13 protein-coding genes are annotated in these 16,752 nt (G+C 43.3%); 3 read left to right on the forward strand and 10 right to left on the reverse strand.

Translation table 11 applies throughout. The annotated features are described in order from the left end of the window. The first annotated feature begins 53 nt into the window (after nt 1–53). On the forward strand, nt 54–998 hold the full coding sequence (locus tag AAA938_RS05345; RefSeq protein ID WP_338227608.1) for a succinylglutamate desuccinylase/aspartoacylase family protein: 945 nt from the start codon (nt 54–56) through the stop codon (nt 996–998). Between the two features lie 53 nt (nt 999–1,051). On the opposite strand, the gene AAA938_RS05350 is transcribed toward AAA938_RS05345, so the two are convergent. After that, a complete protein-coding gene (locus tag AAA938_RS05350; protein ID WP_338227609.1) occupies nt 1,052–2,782 on the reverse strand; it encodes a phospho-sugar mutase in 1,731 nt (576 codons plus the stop codon). Between the two features lie 156 nt (nt 2,783–2,938). Between AAA938_RS05350 and AAA938_RS05355 the strand changes: the two genes are divergently transcribed. Further along, on the forward strand, nt 2,939–3,757 hold the full coding sequence (locus AAA938_RS05355) for a hypothetical protein (protein WP_338227610.1): 819 nt from the start codon (nt 2,939–2,941) through the stop codon (nt 3,755–3,757). A gap of 286 nt (nt 3,758–4,043) precedes the next feature. Beyond that, nucleotides 4,044–5,858: a glycoside hydrolase family 2 protein gene (locus AAA938_RS05360; protein ID WP_338227611.1), complete on the forward strand. Its 1,815-nt coding sequence runs from the start codon at nt 4,044–4,046 to the stop codon at nt 5,856–5,858. Nucleotides 5,859–5,970: 112 nt separating this feature from the next. Here AAA938_RS05360 and hppD read toward each other — a convergent pair whose 3' ends face one another. The 9 genes from hppD to AAA938_RS05405 all read right to left on the reverse strand — a co-directional run bounded on the left by hppD (nt 5,971) and on the right by AAA938_RS05405 (nt 16,732). Further along, nucleotides 5,971–7,065, reverse strand: a complete 1,095-nt coding sequence (gene hppD / locus AAA938_RS05365) for a 4-hydroxyphenylpyruvate dioxygenase (protein ID WP_338227612.1) — start codon at nt 7,063–7,065, stop codon at nt 5,971–5,973. Nucleotides 7,066–7,137: 72 nt separating this feature from the next. Next, on the reverse strand, nt 7,138–8,142 hold the full coding sequence (locus AAA938_RS05370) for a 1-acyl-sn-glycerol-3-phosphate acyltransferase (RefSeq protein ID WP_338227613.1): 1,005 nt from the start codon (nt 8,140–8,142) through the stop codon (nt 7,138–7,140). After that, nucleotides 8,139–9,035 carry a bile acid:sodium symporter family protein gene (locus AAA938_RS05375; RefSeq protein ID WP_338227614.1) on the reverse strand — a complete coding sequence of 299 codons (897 nt, stop codon included), beginning with the start codon at nt 9,033–9,035 and terminating at the stop codon, nt 8,139–8,141. The genes AAA938_RS05370 and AAA938_RS05375 overlap by 4 nt, the downstream gene beginning before the upstream one ends. 201 nt (nt 9,036–9,236) lie before the next feature. Next, nucleotides 9,237–10,310, reverse strand: a complete 1,074-nt coding sequence (locus tag AAA938_RS05380; protein ID WP_338227615.1) for an MBL fold metallo-hydrolase — start codon at nt 10,308–10,310, stop codon at nt 9,237–9,239. Nucleotides 10,311–10,365: 55 nt separating this feature from the next. Further along, a complete protein-coding gene (locus AAA938_RS05385; protein WP_338227616.1) occupies nt 10,366–10,614 on the reverse strand; it encodes an acyl carrier protein in 249 nt (82 codons plus the stop codon). Between the two features lie 4 nt (nt 10,615–10,618). Then, a complete protein-coding gene (locus AAA938_RS05390) occupies nt 10,619–13,654 on the reverse strand; it encodes an efflux RND transporter permease subunit (RefSeq protein WP_338227617.1) in 3,036 nt (1,011 codons plus the stop codon). Between the two features lies 1 nt (nt 13,655). Further along, on the reverse strand, nt 13,656–14,714 hold the full coding sequence (locus AAA938_RS05395; RefSeq protein ID WP_338227618.1) for an efflux RND transporter periplasmic adaptor subunit: 1,059 nt from the start codon (nt 14,712–14,714) through the stop codon (nt 13,656–13,658). Between the two features lie 2 nt (nt 14,715–14,716). Beyond that, the gene (locus AAA938_RS05400) at nt 14,717–16,072 is read right to left on the reverse strand and encodes a TolC family protein (protein ID WP_338227619.1); all 1,356 of its coding nucleotides are present in this window, start codon (nt 16,070–16,072) and stop codon (nt 14,717–14,719) included. A 42-nt stretch (nt 16,073–16,114) separates the two neighbouring features. Further along, nucleotides 16,115–16,732: a TetR/AcrR family transcriptional regulator gene (locus tag AAA938_RS05405; RefSeq protein ID WP_338227620.1), complete on the reverse strand. Its 618-nt coding sequence runs from the start codon at nt 16,730–16,732 to the stop codon at nt 16,115–16,117. Nucleotides 16,733–16,752 lie beyond the last annotated feature (20 nt).

Below are 16,752 nucleotides of genomic sequence, written 5' to 3' on the forward strand. Positions count from 1 at the left end.
AGCAAGAATTTTGCCTCAAATCTAGAAAGTAGGTCGGTAACTGAAGATAGTTTATGCGAGAAATACAAATCAATGGTACCCGCGTGAGGTGGGGACAGCAGGCCAATCTGGAAATTCCAATTGCCAAACTCCCAACACATACCTTGATTGATTTGCCGATTTTTATTCGATCCTCAACCAAGGAAGGACCGATAGTCTTGATCAGCGGGGGAATCCATGGTGACGAAATCAATGGTGTGGTTACTGCCAAAAAGTTTCTGGAAGAAGTCGATCAGGGTTTGGATCTGAAAAAAGGAGCTTTGGTCATAATTCCCTTGGTGAATATTTATGGTTTTTTATCCAACAGCAGAACTTTTCCTGACGGGAGAGATCTAAATCGTAGTTTTCCAGGAAGTAAAAAAGGATCTCTTGCTTCAAGAATAGCATTTATTATAAGTGAGGAAATTATTCCTCAAATAGACTATGGAATAGATTTCCATACAGGTGGAAGAATGCTCTCTAACTATCCTCAGATTAGGGTTGACTTTTCTGATAAAAAAGGAATGGAGCTTGCAAAGGCTTTTGGAACCCGATTTATGGTGAACTCAAAACATATCGAAAAATCCTTCCGAAAAACGGCATTCAAGGCTCAAAAGCACATTTTGGTTTTTGAAGGCGGAGAGTCCATGCGATTGGATCCACTTTCCATTGATGAAGGAATTTCCGGAACAAAAAGAATGCTCCGGCATTTGGGTATGATCGAAGATGCCCCCGAAGCGCTGGAAACACTTGTTTTAAAAAACAGCGACTGGGTCAGGGCCAAGGCTTCCGGGATTTTTTACTCCTCGGTAAACTTGGGAGACAGTGTAAAAAAAGGACAAATTCTAGCAAGAATATCTGATCCCTATGGTCAGGTGGTAGTCCCGGTCAAATCCCCATCCAACGGCTATGTTATTGGAGTCAATAACAACCCTGTAATCAATGTAGGGGATGCCCTAATCCATGTTGGTGATACATAAAAAAGGCTGACCCTATTCAGAGCCAGCCTATTCTTGACCAAGAGGAATTCAAATTAACTGAAATAGGCCCTTAAGCCTTCCAACTTTTCGGTTAGCTCTTTCTCCACTTTTCGGTAATCACCTTCATTGGATAATGGAGTATTTACTGAGAAATAATATTTGATTTTTGGTTCAGTCCCCGATGGTCTGGCAGAAATCTTACTTCCATCTTCCAGATAAAACTGCATCACATTGGATTTGTCTAGGTCGAGTTGCTCCACTTTTCCTGATTTTACATCTGTGACTGTGGAATTCTTAACATCTACTATACGCTCCACAGGACTGCCATTCATGGCAGCAGGGGGATTGGTACGGAAGTCAGCCATCAACTTTTGAATCTGCTCAGCGCCATCTTTTCCTTTTTTGGTCACAGAAATGAGAGACTCTTTGTAGAATCCAAACTGATGGTAAACCTCTGCAAGTACTTGGAATACATTCTTGCCTTGGGTTTTGTAGTAGGCAATGGACTCAGCTACCATGGCACATGCACTGACTCCGTCTTTATCCCGAACAAAATCTCCAACCAAATAGCCGTAAGATTCTTCTCCGCCACCGATGAAGGTTTCTTTTCCTTCCAATTCACGGATAATTGCCGCGATATTTTTGAAGCCGGTGAGAACATTGAAGCATTTCACTCCAAATCCTTCGGCAAGGCGATTGATAAGTTCTGTGGTCACAATGGTATTGACCATAAATTGTCTGCCGTCTAGCTTTCCCGCTTCTTTCCATCGGGAAAGCAAGTAATAGGTAAGTAGGGTTCCTGTTTGATTCCCATTGAGCAGTTCATATTCGCCAAACTCATTTGGGACTACCGCTGCATATCGGTCTCCATCAGGGTCACAAGCTAAAACCAAGTCCGCATTCACTCTTTTGCCCAATTCAACAGAGAGCGTCAGTGCCTCTGCTTCTTCGGGATTGGGGTAGATGACGGTAGGAAATGTTCCGTCAGGTTTGATTTGCTCTTGCACCACATGGATATTGTCAAATCCAAAAGCTCTTAGTGCGTCTGGAACCATTTTGCCAGAAGCTCCATGGATAGGAGAGAAGACAATCGGCATGGATTTGTTTGCTTGGATTGCATTAGGTGAAAGGCTAAGTTCCTTTACCTTATCCAAGTAGATTTGATCAAAACCTTCTTCTATGTAGTGCAGCAGTTCGTCATTCTTGTTCCAAATGACTTGGTCAAAAGATGTGATTTTCTTGACCTCATTGATGATATTCGTGTCATGGGGAGCGACTACTTGAGCTCCATCATCCCAATAAGCTTTGTATCCATTGTATTCCTTTGGATTATGGGACGCGGTAATCATGACGCCTGACTTACAACCAAAATGACGTACTGCAAAAGAAAGCATGGGAGTAGGGCGCATCTCACGGAAATACAGAACAGTGATTCCGTTTGCAGTCAACACATCAGCGGTAGTCCTTGCAAATAGGGTATTGTTTATTCGGCTGTCATGGGTGATTGCCACTTTGATTTCCTCGTTAGGAAAACATTTGAGCAGGTAATTGGCTAAGCCTTGGGTAGCCATGCCCACGGTATAGACATTCATCCGGTTGGTGCCTATACCCATCAGCCCTCTTAGTCCTCCAGTACCAAATTCTAGGTCTTGATAGAAGGAGTCGACCAATTCTGTAGGATTTTCGACCTTCAGTTTTTTAATAGCTTCTTTGGTTTCGGCGTCTATGTTGCCATCCAACCACTTTTGAACTTTGCTCTCGATAGCAGGATCTATTGAACTCATGGGTTTAAAAATTTCAGTACGTTTCTAAGTTATGTAAAATGTCAAATTTTGCCACTATTCCCAATAAATGTCTTTTGATCAGAATATTTTTCTCCCTGATTTTCAATACCCAAAAGAGATTCTTTATTTTGGATCGGGTTTTGTCCAAAATCCCTTATGAAAAATCACCTCCTATTACCCATCACCCTTTTAATTTCATTCTTTCTCCTTCTACCTGAATCATTTACCTTAAATCTCAAGGAGAAGGATTTGAAAGTAGCTACCTCTGAGAGTATAAAAATCAGAGAATCAACAATTGACCTGCAGGTTTCTATTGGGGATAAGCTTTTTGTCTTTGGGAAAAAAAGCGGGACACTCGACATGGTGAAAGTTGGAATGGATTTGCTGCCATTTTCCCAATTGATCCAAGAAAGCAATCCAACCATCAAGCTAAGGCAGATTGGCTGGAAAAGACTCAAAAATGGTACTGTTCAGATTATATCCTCTTTTGATTCTTGGCCAACCGGTTTGACTTGGTCTATTTATCCTGATGGAAAACTTAAAATGGAAGCTTCGGGCGATGTTCTAACGGCGAGTTCTTCCGAACTACCATTGGGGCTTGATTTTGATTATCCAGAAATGCAATTGAAAAAGGTGACATGGAAAGAGCACTCTGGTGCTTGGGGAGAATGGGATCCAGAATCTCCAAATCAATACCCACCGCAGTTTTTCAACTCAATTGATTTTGTGGATCTGACTTTCGATCAGGTAGGAGTCAAAGTAAAGTCTGCCGATAGAGGTGTAGGGCTACAATGGAAATCCAAAGACGAAGTCAATCAAAATTCTGATATTCGGTTTGTATTGCGGCAAGAGGATGCAGAATTGGCCAGAATATCCAAATCATCCGATACCCCGGATTCATTTAACTCTCAGGAGGTATCACCTGATAAAATCAATACTTCAAAAGGGATGTCCTTATGGTTTGAATTTCAGTGATTTTTAAATTATTTGCTTTCTTGATTCTGGGTGAGTTTATTTCGAAATAGTACCTGATTTGAATCTTTTAGCTGGAACCATTGATGTAGGTTTCCTTCTGGTTAATCTATCAAAAGGATGGAAATCCTCTTTTTTGGAAGTATATTTTTGAGGCTAAAAATTAGCAGAGCCATCAGAGGATTTGCTCTTTATCCTTTCTGATTGCCTTTGAATCTAATTTTTGGATTTAAACATCCTTGTCCTATTATCCCTATTTCAATTCATCATCAACCCTAACCTAACCTTTATGCGAGTCTTATTCTTGAGCTTTTTTCTTTTCTGTTCCTTTTTCGCCTTCTCCCAATCAGCCCGACTGAAGACACCCTGGACTGATTCTGTAAATCCTGAGACACCACTACAGGAGTATCCAAGGCCACAGCTGGTTCGGCTGGAATGGCAAAATCTCAATGGTCCTTGGGACTATGCTATTTTACCCAAAGGAAGTCTTCCGGAGACTGGTTTTGCAGGTAAAATAACCGTTCCTTTCCCCGTCGAATCCTATTTGTCCGGAGTTCAAAAAGAAGTTGGACCAGAAAATGAACTTTGGTATGAAAAGTCATTTGACTTATCTCTCCCTACCAAAAACAAAAGGGTTCTCCTGCATTTTGGAGCTTCCGATTGGGAAACAGAAGTTTGGGTAAATGGTAAAGGAGTAGGAAAGCATCAAGGAGGATATGATTCTTTTTCCTTTGATATCACCCCCCATTTAAACCAGGGAAAAACCCAAGTGATCCGGGTGCGAGTTTGGGATCCCAGTGACTCTGGTCCTCAGCCTAGAGGCAAGCAGGTCAAAGAACCCAGGGGAATCTGGTACACACCAGTGACAGGGATTTGGCAGACCGTTTGGCTCGAAACAGTTCCCGAAAGCTACATTTCCGGAGTCTATTCCAATACGGACTGGGAAAATGGAATTCAGGTATTTTACCCTGAGGTAAATACCTCTAAATCAGATCTAGAAGTGGAAGTGTTAGTAAAGGAAGGGACTTCGGTGATAGGTTCTTTAAAAGGGAAAGCGGGTTCTCCGATTCCTGTAAAGCTGAAGTCACCCAAAGCTTGGTCCCCTGATTCTCCTTTTCTCTATGAGGTGTCTGTAAAATTATATGAAGGGAAAAAGCTGATTGAAGAAGTTAAATCTTACGCTGCCTATCGGGATATCCGCATGGCAAAGACTGCTGATGGGTTTCAACGGATGTTTTTGAATGGAGAGCCTTTATTTCACTATGGTCCCTTGGATCAGGGTTGGTGGCCAGACGGATTATACACCGCTCCCACTGATGAGGCCTTGCTTTTTGATATTGAAAAAACCAAGGAAATGGGCTTCAACATGATCAGAAAGCACGTCAAAGTGGAACCTGCTCGATGGTATTACCATGCGGACCGACTGGGAATGCTCGTTTGGCAGGATATGCCAAGCGGAGACATGGGAAATCGCTGGGAAGTTCGTCCGGGAGTCATTCGGGAAGGAGTGGAGAAAATGAGAACTCCAGAATCCGAAGCCATTTTCAAAACCGAATGGAAAGAGATTATTAATGAGTTTAAGTTTTTCCCTTCCATTGTAGTGTGGGTACCGTTCAATGAAGCTTGGGGCCAATTCAAAACCACTGAAATTACCCAAATGACCCGTGAACTCGACCCAAGCAGATTGATTAATTCTGCTTCCGGCGGAAATTTTGAAATGAATGGAGCTACTGTGGCAGGCGATATCCTTGACTTGCACAACTATCCTGACCCAGTGATGCCCGATCCGAAAATATTCGGTGCTGAATCCATTATGGTGTTGGGTGAATTTGGCGGACTTGGACTGCCTCTTGAGGGGCATACCTGGCAGCAAAAGGACAACTGGGGCTATCAGAGTTTTTCCTCTGCAGATGAATTGAAAGCCAGATATTCCGGCTTGATTGAGGATTTGTCAGAATATATTCCGAGAGGTTTGGCTGCGGCGGTATACACTCAGACTACCGATGTGGAAATCGAAACCAATGGACTGATGACTTACGATCGCCAAATCATTAAAATCGCGGTTGAAGAGCTGAAAAAAATGCATGAGAAGCTGTATAAATAGAGGTAAGATTTTAAACTCAAGATGATAGACATGAGAAGAAAGAAAAAGTCTTTCGAATCTCATGTCTAATATCTTACATCTTAAGTCTAAAGTCTATCATCTAACTCTTATCTTACAAATTTCCCCTTAGTTCTTGCTCTCTTTCGATCGCCTCAAACAGGGCCTTGAAATTACCCTTACCAAAGGAAGTTGCGCCTTTTCTCTGAATGATTTCGAAGAATAGGGTAGGTCGGTCCTGTACCGGTTTGGTGAAAATCTGAAGCAAATAGCCTTCTTCATCCCGGTCTACCAAAATATTCAAATCCTTCAATGGCTGAAGGTCCTCATCGATTTTTCCTACCCGATCCAATAGATCGTCGTAATAAGTTCCAGGCACTTCCAGAAATTCTACACCTCGTCTGCGCAATTCGCTTACGGTGTGAATAATATCATCAGTAGCAATGGCCATGTGCTGAACTCCCGGACCTCCGTAAAAATCAAGGTACTCCTCGATTTGAGACTTTTTCTTTCCTTCAGCTGGCTCATTGATCGGGAATTTGATGTAGCCGTTTCCATTGGAAACTACTTTGGACATCAGGGCTGAATATTCAGTGGAAATATCCTTGTCATCGAAGGTGATCAAGAGCTTGAAGCCCATGACATTTTCATAAAACTCCACCCATTTGTTCATTTCACCCAAAGCCACATTTCCCACACAGTGGTCGATGTATTTCAGACCGATTGAGGTCGCCTGATAAGTGCTTTTTCTAGGTTTGAAGCCCGGCAAAAAGATTCCCTTGTAGTTTTTTCTTTCCACGAAGGTGTGAACAGTATCTCCATAGGTGTGAATGGAGGCCATTTTCACTTCTCCATGTTCGTCTTTGAAAATTTTGGGTTCAGCTGCTGATAAGGCTCCGCGGGAAGTGGTCTCTTTCCAGGACTTCTCTGCATCATCGACCCAAAGTGCCAATACTTTCACTCCATCTCCATGCTTTTGAATGTGGGCATTAATGGGGTGCTCTGAGGAAAGAGGGGAAGTGAGGACCAATCGGATTTTGTCCTGCTTGAGGACATAGGAGGCTCGATCTTTAACTCCGGTTTCGGGACCGGAATAGGCGATCAATTCAAATCCGAAAGCATATTGATAGTAGAAAGCACTCTGCTTGGCGTTGCCAACATATAGCTCTACATAGTCGGTACCGTTTATTGGTAGGAAGTCTTCGTTCATGGTGAGTTAATTTGGGTCTAAATTCAACCCAAAGTTAAGAAACTTCACCAAATATTATTTGGCAAGGCTAGGCTATTCTTCAGGATTTTTATTTCTCCAAAGTGCTATCCAAGCCATAAGGAGCAAGGCCAAACCCCAAGTGCCGACCGAGGTTTCCATAGTCAGCCAAAGCAGGAAAAAGTAATAGGGAATTGCAAAACAGAATCCGATCAAAAACTTCCAAGTAGCCGTAAATACCTCATCTTTTACTCCCGGCTTTTTGAGCAGCCAAAGGCCAAAAAGTGGCAAATGGAACAGTTTCATCACCTTATTCCTGAGACCGGAGATTTCGGGTATAGGATTCTTGGCCTTGCCATGGGCTAGAAAATAATCCACTTCAGACTTAGAGCTCACATCCACTTGGTGGTCAAGCATGCTTTGAAGGTTGGCTTCATAACCCTCATCGGGGATATTTACGGCCAGTTCCTTCAGCTCTTTTTCCACTCGTTTGGTCAGTTTGCCAGACTGGGCGGGAGGCATATCCACGGGAACAGGTACTCCAAAAGTGATTCTAACCTGACTTCCGGATCGCTTATGTGCACTGTAGTCAATTGCTACAGGAAGAATGACCGGCTGGACCTCAGGATATTTTTCAATCAGGCCAAAAGCCATCCGGGTAAATCCTTTACTCAAAGGCCTGACATTTCTGACTAGACTGTGCCCGCCCTCGGCAAAAATGATAACAGTACCTTTGTTTTTCAGTACCTCAAAAGTCTTTTCAAAGGTGTTTTGATTTTGCTGAATGGTAGAAAAACCATCGCGAACCCGATACACAGGAAGCATTCGGATAAAGTCCAGGAGTTTGGCTGCGATTGGATTTTTGAATACAGATGCCCGGGTCAAAAAGTAGGGGCGAAGCCGGGTATGTGTAGCCAAAAGCAAGGGATCGATCAACGCATTTTGATGATTGGCTACTAGAATTACCGGTTTCCCTTTTGGGATATTTTCCTTTCCAAGGATGTGAATCTTATGAAAATAGCCGTGCAGGGCAATTTTCACCAAGACTCTCAATACTCCATTGAAAAGGTTTTTTATCATTTATTTTTCCAAAATGTGGCGACTCCCAAACCGGAAATCAAATGCCAAATACCCCACCAGGCAGTGATGATTGCCATCCCGCCCAGACCGTCAAAATACGTGAAAATCAAAACCAGTCCCAAACCGGAATTTTGAATTCCTGTCTCAATAGTGAGCGTTTTGATATCGGGAAGAGGGAGTTTGCCGAGTTTACCTGTGGTAAAACCGGCTAGCAATGCAACCAGATTATGGGCCAGAACCCAAATGAATATCAGCTGAATGTATTGAATAAACAGATTAAAATTGCCTGCAAAAGCAATAACCACAAAGGCGGCAAAAATCAGAATGCTTAAAGGACGGAGTATTTTTGAGGCCTTATCCGCAAATGATGGAAACTTTTGACGGGTAAGTATTCCCAAAATCAAGGGAACGCCCAAGATCAAGCCTACTGTCATAAAAACCTCTCCAATATCCAGTGAAATCTCTTTCAGCATGGACGCGGTAGGTGAGTAAAGTCCAGCCCAAAGGGCGAAATTCAGGGGAGTAAGAAATATAGAACTGCTGGATGAAAAAGCGGTAAGACTAACTGATAAAGCTGTATTTCCTTTAGCCAGACTGGAAAGGAAATTAGAAACATTTCCACCAGGACAGGCAGCCACCAGAAACATTCCCAAAGCCACACTCGGAGGAGGCTGAATACCTAAAACCAATAGGTAAGTGAGGAAAGGGAGCAAAAGAAACTGGGAGAAAAGACCAAGAAAAAACCCTTTTGGATTTTTTGCCAAGTATTTAAAATCACTCCATTTCAAGTCAAGGGCCACTCCATACATGATAAGTGCCAAAGCAAGATTGAGCAGAAGTAGGTCTCCTTTAGAGAAATTGAGGCGAACGGAATCGAGATCGGTTGGGGTCACTACTTTGCGATTTCTCCAAAATGGAGGAAAAATCAAAATCGAAAATTTAGAAAATGGAATTTTTCAAAAAATTGGATCCTCCTTCATTAAACTATGGGAGTCATATCTTTATTGAATGGAAGTCAAAATAAATTATGGCTAAATATCCCTTGGGTGAATTGATCCGGGATTCCTAAATAATCAGCAAGGTGAATCTAAATATTAGATCAAATTTTTCCCCAAAACGGGATAAATCAGATTTCCTCCGACTGCATCCTGATTTGCTGTCAGCCAATCCAGGGGTTCTAATAGAAGTTCATCGGAAAGGTCAAAGGTACCAAAGTGCATGGGAATGAAATTTTTACCCCCCATTTCTTGAAATGCTTTCACTGCATCCATAGGACTGGTATGAACCGGATGCATGAACCACTCCGGCTTAAAAGCACCTACACCCATCATCGCATAGTCAGGTGCTCCAAGGGTATCGCCGATCATTTGGAAATGAGGACCATACCCGGAGTCACTCATGAAATAGAAACTCTTTTCCCCACTTTCGATAAAGTATCCACCCCAAAGTCGCTGATTGGTGTCCAATAGCCCTCTTCTGGACCAGTGCCTTGACGGGACAAAAGTAATCCTCAGACTTTCCTTCAAATCATAGGATTGAAACCAGCCTGCTTCCTGGATTTTGTTTTTTGGCATCCAAGGCTGTAACAGATCGCTCATTCTCAATCCGGTAAGAATCTGTGCCTGAGGAAGGGTTTTTCCCAAAAGCTTCAAAGTAGCCTCATCGCAATGGTCTCTATGATCGTGGGAAATGAGAATGTAATTGACTCCTTCCAAAGTCTCCGGGTCTATGGGAAGTTCAGAATACCTTTTCAAGACCCAGTTTTCCAGCCAAACAGGATCGGTCAACAAAGTCACTCCTCCGATGTGGATCAAATAGCTGGCATGGCCCAGCCAAATGATTTGGTCTTTACCGTTAGGCTGGAAATTATCGATCTTCTGAAATTCCAGCCTTCGCTTATCCTTCTTTTTTTCTTCAGCCTGAGGGTTTCCTTTTAGCTTCCACTTGAGGACTTCTTTCAGACTTGCTTCGAAAGGGTGAAAGAGGTTCTGAAACGTCCCGTCACTTCGCAATGGGGTGCCTTTCCATCCGGAGGGAAGTTTGTCATAAGGAAGTTTGGGATTGGAAATATAGCTCAAGGTGGGTTCGGGTTTTAGGTCCAAATACTGAACAAGTACAACAGCAGGGATAGCTACTCCTAGACTTCCCAAAAACTTCCTTCTGTTCATTTTAGGACTTTTTAAGGTAAAAGAAAGGATAGTTCAAGACAACTGACCCGAAGGATCAATTGTCTTGAGGGATATTCATCAAAAGCTTGATCACTTCTTTGGGTGTGCAGGCTTTCCCGAGCCATTCGTCCTGGAAAAACAACTGAAGGTTGTATTCCAATTCGAAAATCAAGCCATTGACAAACACGGGGTCCATGTTGAGCTTTTGGATAAAGTGATCGTTTTTTCGCTCACCCGCTAGGGTGATGCCATAGGAGTGGAAGACTTCCACAGCTTTTTTAAGTTTTGAGAATTGTTGGTTCATAGTTTCAAATAGTAGGCGGTAATAATTTATACATCACAGGGGTGACAATCCTCGAGAGAAGTGTCGAGCTGATTAATCCCCCAATCAGCACGATGGCCAAGGGAGAAATCAGCGGATTGGTACTCAATGCAATTGGAATCAAGCCCCCGATAGCGGTAATGGTAGTCAATACTATGGGCAAAAACCTGATTTCTCCGGCCTCTCGGATAGCCAGGTCCAGAGGTATACCTTCTTTCCTCAATTGATTCGTGAAATCCACCAACAGAATCGAAGTCTTTACCTCAATACCCGCTAACGCAATAAGGCCTATAATCGCTACGAAAGACAAAGAGTTCCCGGTAATCCAAAGTGCTATCAAAGCTCCAACCATTCCCAAAGGAATCACTGAAAGCACAATGATGGTGCTTTTGAAGGTTTTGAACAGGAGGATCAAAACTGCAATAAAGAGGAACACAGTCACGATGATAATGGTATTGAAACCGGCAAAGGATTCTTGTCTGGTTTCGTATTCTCCTCCCATGGTGTAGCTGTATCCATCCGGAAAATCCATTTGATCCATTTGTGCGATCACCTCTGAGATCACCCGATCGGCCAGGAAATTTTGATCTACGAAGGCTGAGACAGAGACTGCACGCTTTTTATTGTAATGATCGATTGTAAGTGTGCTGCTTTCCAATTTTAAATCAGCAAACTGAAATAAGGGAACAGCCGCTCCTTGGGCATTGTTTACATACATCCCTTCAAAAGTCTCCAAATTGGCTCTTTCTGGCCTTGGACTGGTTACTTTGAGGTTTCGCTCAATCCCCTCGGAATCTGTAAATGATCCCAAATCCAATCCTGAAATGGCCAACCTGACCGTTCGGTCTATATCTCCGATAGAAACGCCCAATTGCCTTGCTTTCTCCTTGTCAATGGCTACTCGAATATCTGTCTTAAGATTGGCCACAGGATTATTGATGTAAATGGTCCCCTGAGTTTGTTTGAGAAGGGATTCAACTTTCCCTGCCAAAGCTCGAAGGGTATCCAAGTTTTCACCGGTGAGCCTTACCTCAACAGGTGCAGTTACTGGAGGGCCTTGTTCGAAGTTTTTGATTTCCACTTTCGCACCCGGAAAGTCCGCAAATTTCGCTTTCAAATCCTCGATCAGCTTAAGCTTGTCCGGAGGAGAGGTTTCAGGGTAAAGCTGAACAAAAATCTGGGCATAATCCGTCCGCTCATTTTCAGGTATTTCGTTGTAGTAGATTCTTGGATTTCCCTTGCCGACGTTCGAAGCAAAGTTGAGAATGGATGGGATTTCCATTAATTCCTCTTCCACAGCCTGAGTCACTTCATCCGTGGTAGTCAAGTTGGACTGAAGCGGTGTAGTGATATTGACGAGAAACTGAGGCTTTTCGGAAGGAGGGAAGAGGCTGAATCCAATGATGGGAAATAAAGCCATCGAAGAAAAGAAAATCACTCCGGCCAAAATCAATGTGCGCTTTGGACTGTTCAATGCTTTTTCCAAAAGAGGCGCATAGCTCGCATGAATTCCACGCTTGAAGAGCTCATAAACCTTGTTGGAGTGCTCAGGCCCTTTGTCTTTCAACAGCCAAGTGGAAAGAAATGGAATGATTGTCAGGGAAACGATCATCGACGCAAAGACACTCAAAATCACAGCAATGGGAAGACTTCGTACAAAATCTCCCGAGGCTTCTGGCAAGAAGACCAAAGGCAGGAAGGCAATAATGAGTGTCACGGTGCAACCCACCACGGAAAGCGAAATTTGCTTAGTGGCCTTCAAGGCAGCTTCTTTCTTGGAAAACCCTTCGATTATCCAGCGCTCGATATTTTCCACCACCACAATACTGTCATCAACCAACAAACCTAAAGCAACCACCAAGCCCACAATACTCAGCTGATTCAGCCCAAACCCAAGTGCATTGAGTAGGACCAAACCGATGGCAAGAGATAAAGGAATGGAGATCATGACAATCACCGAAGCCCGGTTGCCAAGGGGTAAAAGCGTAAGAAATACCAACCCGATCGCAATAAGAAAGTCTACTCCCAAACCACCCAATCTGCGATTGACATAGTTTGCCTGATCAAAGGCCAAGTAGAAATCAATGTTTTCAGGTAGCTCCTGCTCAAATTGATCCAAAACAGTTAGGTATTTTTCCTGAATTGTGGAGATATTATTTCCTTCCTTCAGGGCTGCGGTGACAAAAATGGACCGATAGCCGTTGATTCGCGTGATGTGTTTGCTTTCTTCCCAATCTTCAGACACATCCGCCACATCGGCCAGTTTTACTTTTTGACCCTGATACGAGTAGATTACAGTCTCTGCTATTTCTTTGGCAGTACGGTAGTTTCCACTGGTCTTTACATTGAAGGTCTTACTTCCTGCATCCAACTGACCTCCGGGTAAGTTGCCCAATTCACTCTGAAGACTTCCCAAAATTGCATTGAGCGGAATATTCATTTCGGCTAGTTGGTCAATCCTGAGTTTGACTGTGACAGTTGGTTCTGGTAGGCCGTAGATCGTTATCTTTTTGAGCTCGGTGATTTTCTCCAGCTCATCCTGCAGGCGCTCTCCATATTTTTTCAACTGATCTTTACTGGCAGTCTCACTAATCAGTGCGATCTGGAGAATATTTACGTCAGACGGCCTTACTTTTCTTACTTCGATGGAATAAATATCCTGAGGCAAATCCGGTCTAAGCGCATTGATTTCACGGACAAGTTCCTGATATTTTTGGTCCACATCTTCCTCGTAGTTGTATTCCACGAATAGAATCGCCACTCCGTCTTTGATCTCGGTTTTGATCTTCTTGATGTTTTCCAGAGCATATACAGCCTTTTCAACAGGATCTACCACCAGCTCTTCCATATCTTCCGGGCTGGTACCGGGATAGATGACAATCACGGGAAATTGAGGAGATTCAATCACCGGATCTTCACTGCGGGGCATATTGAGAAAGGTAGTCAAGCCCACCGCAATGGTCATCAGGAAGATGACTAGGGTAAACTGGTAGTTCTTAACTGCGAATTCAGAGATTTTCATTTCAGTTCTGAATTAAAATGGTTGAACCCTCAGACAAATAGGCACTTCCGGATACAATCAGCTCCTTTTGATTTTCAAGGCCTGATTTCACCTGAATCTGACTTGTTTCCAGTTTTCCAAGCTGGACCTTGATCTTTTTGGCGGTCTTTCCGTCCTGGGTGACAAATACATAGCCCACATCTCCTTCAGCATCCAGAAGGGCTTCGTAGGGGATAAGCCATCCTTCCGTTTTCTTGCTTGGAATAATTTCTGCCTTTCCAAACATCCCTGAAGCCAAAGCGAAGTCTATTTCCTTTTCGGACTGAATTTCTACCCAATAGGCACCGGTAGCCATGTCTGTTGCCTGAGATTTTCGGATCACCTTAGCTGGGATTTTTTCCTCCCGATTTTCCAAAATCATTTGTGCGGAATCACCGATGGCGATGCTTGCCCAATTTTGTTCATTGACTGTGGCCTGCAAGGTCCAAGATGTTTGATTGGCTCCATTGATTTGAAAAACCGGTGCTCCAGGCCCCACTTGCTGTCCGGAATTGACAAACTTCCGGAGTACAAATCCGCTTCGATTTGCCCGAATTTCAGAATAGCTTTTATTGAATTCTGCGGCTCTAAGTTGCTGCTCAGCAATCTGGAGTGCGGTTTGACTGTTTTGAAACTGCTCCAACGTAGCCACACTGTCCTGATAGAGTCTCGAGGCTCTTTCTGAGTCTCTTTTTGCTTTTTCATAGGCCAGCTTGGCTTGGGTGACACCTGCATCCACCTCGGTCAAGTCCAGTGTGGCTAATAGCTGACCTTTGCGGATTGGGTCGCCTTCCTGCACAAAGATTCCTGAGATAATTCCGCCTGTTTTAAAGGAAAGTAAGGTCTCATCTTTGGTCGAAAAAGTTCCGCTTGCCTGAATGGTGTTGGTGAAGGACCCACTTTGGAGAGAAACTGTTTTTACAGGGATAGCCTCTGATCGTGAGGGAAGCTGCTTTTCTGGGGTAGATTGGCCACAGGCCATCAGAAGAAGAAGCCCGATAGGTGCAAATTTGGCTAGGATAGGAAATGTGGAAGGTTTCATAGTCAATACGTTTCGGTGGATAGTTGTCTTTCCAAAGCCGCTAGGGATTTGAGGACGTTATAGGATGCAATGGTTTTTTGGAGAGAGGCTTGGGTAAACTGACTTCGCCCATCAATGAATTCAATCAGGGAGTTGGCTCCTTCACGGAAGCCTCGCTCTACCAATCGGAAATAGGCGGCTGAGGATTCCAGTTTTTTCTCTGCAGAGCGCAAGGCAGAGAGGTTGGTATTGATTTCATTTTTGGTGAGCTGTAGCTGGAGGTTAAGTTGATTGTTGACCAGTTCTTTTTGATATTGGATGGTTTTTAGCCCCAATTCACTTCGTTTGATTTGATTTTGGTTTCGGCTACCCTGATAGATGGGGATGCTAAAATTTAGTCCGAGGAGAGCATATCTTGACTTTTCGTCAAAAGCCCAATCAAAAGCCTGGGAGCCTAAATCTCCAAAGGCATTTACTTTGGGAACCCAATAGTTTTTGCTTGCCTGAAGTGCGGTTTCCTGGATTCGCTCTGCCGTCTGAATCTGCAACACTTCCGGACGGAAGGAGAGGTCCTCTTCTTCCAGCCAAAGAGCTATTTCTGCTTCCAAAGGCTCCTGAAGTTCAAAAATGACTTCTTCTTGAATGGGCCTATTGAGAAGGAAATTGACATAATTGGCGGCGTTCTGCTTTTTGTTTTCTGCATCAATCAGCAATGCCCGAATGTTTTCCACTTCGCTTTCGGCTCTCAATACGGCAGAGGGAAGTCCTTTTCCATTTTCATAAAGAATCCGGGTATCTCTCAGATTTTGTTGAACAAGGGCTTCTGAGGTTTGGATGACTTCTATGGCAGTATGTGCTACGCAAAAATTGTAATAGGCAATCTTGATGTCCTGAACCAAAGTGGCTTTATAGACCTGAACCTCATATTCGGAAAGCAAGACCTGATTTTGCCTGATTTTCTTTTGGTAGGAAAGATCGGTATTGATGATGGGCATAGTAGCCCTGACTCTCGCATCGTAGAAGTTGTCAGGAAGAAACTGCTCCGATACATTTTCCAATTGGGGGAAATTATTACCCCCTGTCAGTTGATTCAAGGTAGAATAAACCGGATTCAAGAGGTCACCGATGGGAATATCGATGGTTCTACCTCCCGCAGCCAAAGTATAGCTTGCCTCAAAACCCACTGCAGGCAGGAAATAACTCTTGGCATCTTTGAGTGCCAAAAGGCTTCTATCCAGTTCGATGCTTTTTTCCTTGAGAACCAAATTGTTTTCAAGTCCAATCTCGATATACTGATCCAGAATTCCTTGTGCTTTTAACGGATTTGCTGAAAGGGTCAGCAGAGCGATCAGGAATGAAAGTTGAAATTTTTTATTCATTGTTTTATTATTAAACGATGTTTAATGATAGGTCAAAAAAAATCAGAGCTTATCCAAGATTCGGTAGAATTCCTCCAAACCCTTGTTAACGATTCCTTCTTTGTCTTCTTCTTTGATCACTTCGCAGCGCCCTCGAATATGCAGGGAAACCATTCCATGGACTATAGACCAAATCAGGAAAGAAAGAGGCTCTAACTGATGCCCTTCAAAATGGCCCTCACTCATGCAGGCCTGAATGGTATCTCTTAGATAGTTGAATGTCCCTCCACCTTCTTTCCAATTGTCGTGCTCGCTATCGTGAATATGATTGATCGGAGCTTCTTTGATAAACATAAGATCATACATATCAGGGTTTTGTAAGGCAAAGGTTATATATATACTTCCCATTGCCTTAATTCGCTCCATTGGGTTTCTTACCGAATTCAAGACCTGCATCATGCTCAGTAGCTGCTGAAACCCATCCTGATGAAGAGCATGGAAAATTTCGTTTTTGTCCCGAAAATAATGGTAAAGGATACCCGGGCTATACTCAATCTTATCTGCGATATTCCGAATGGATGTTTTTTCAAATCCTTTCTCCAAAAAGAGAACTTTGGCAGCACCGAGGATTTTTTCTCTCAGTTCCTCTTTTTCCCGCTCTTTTCTGTCTGAAATTCCCATAGTAGTTAAATTGAACAATC

The sequence above is a fragment of the Algoriphagus taiwanensis genome (assembly GCF_036245645.1).
GTDB lineage: Bacteria > Bacteroidota > Bacteroidia > Cytophagales > Cyclobacteriaceae > Algoriphagus > Algoriphagus taiwanensis.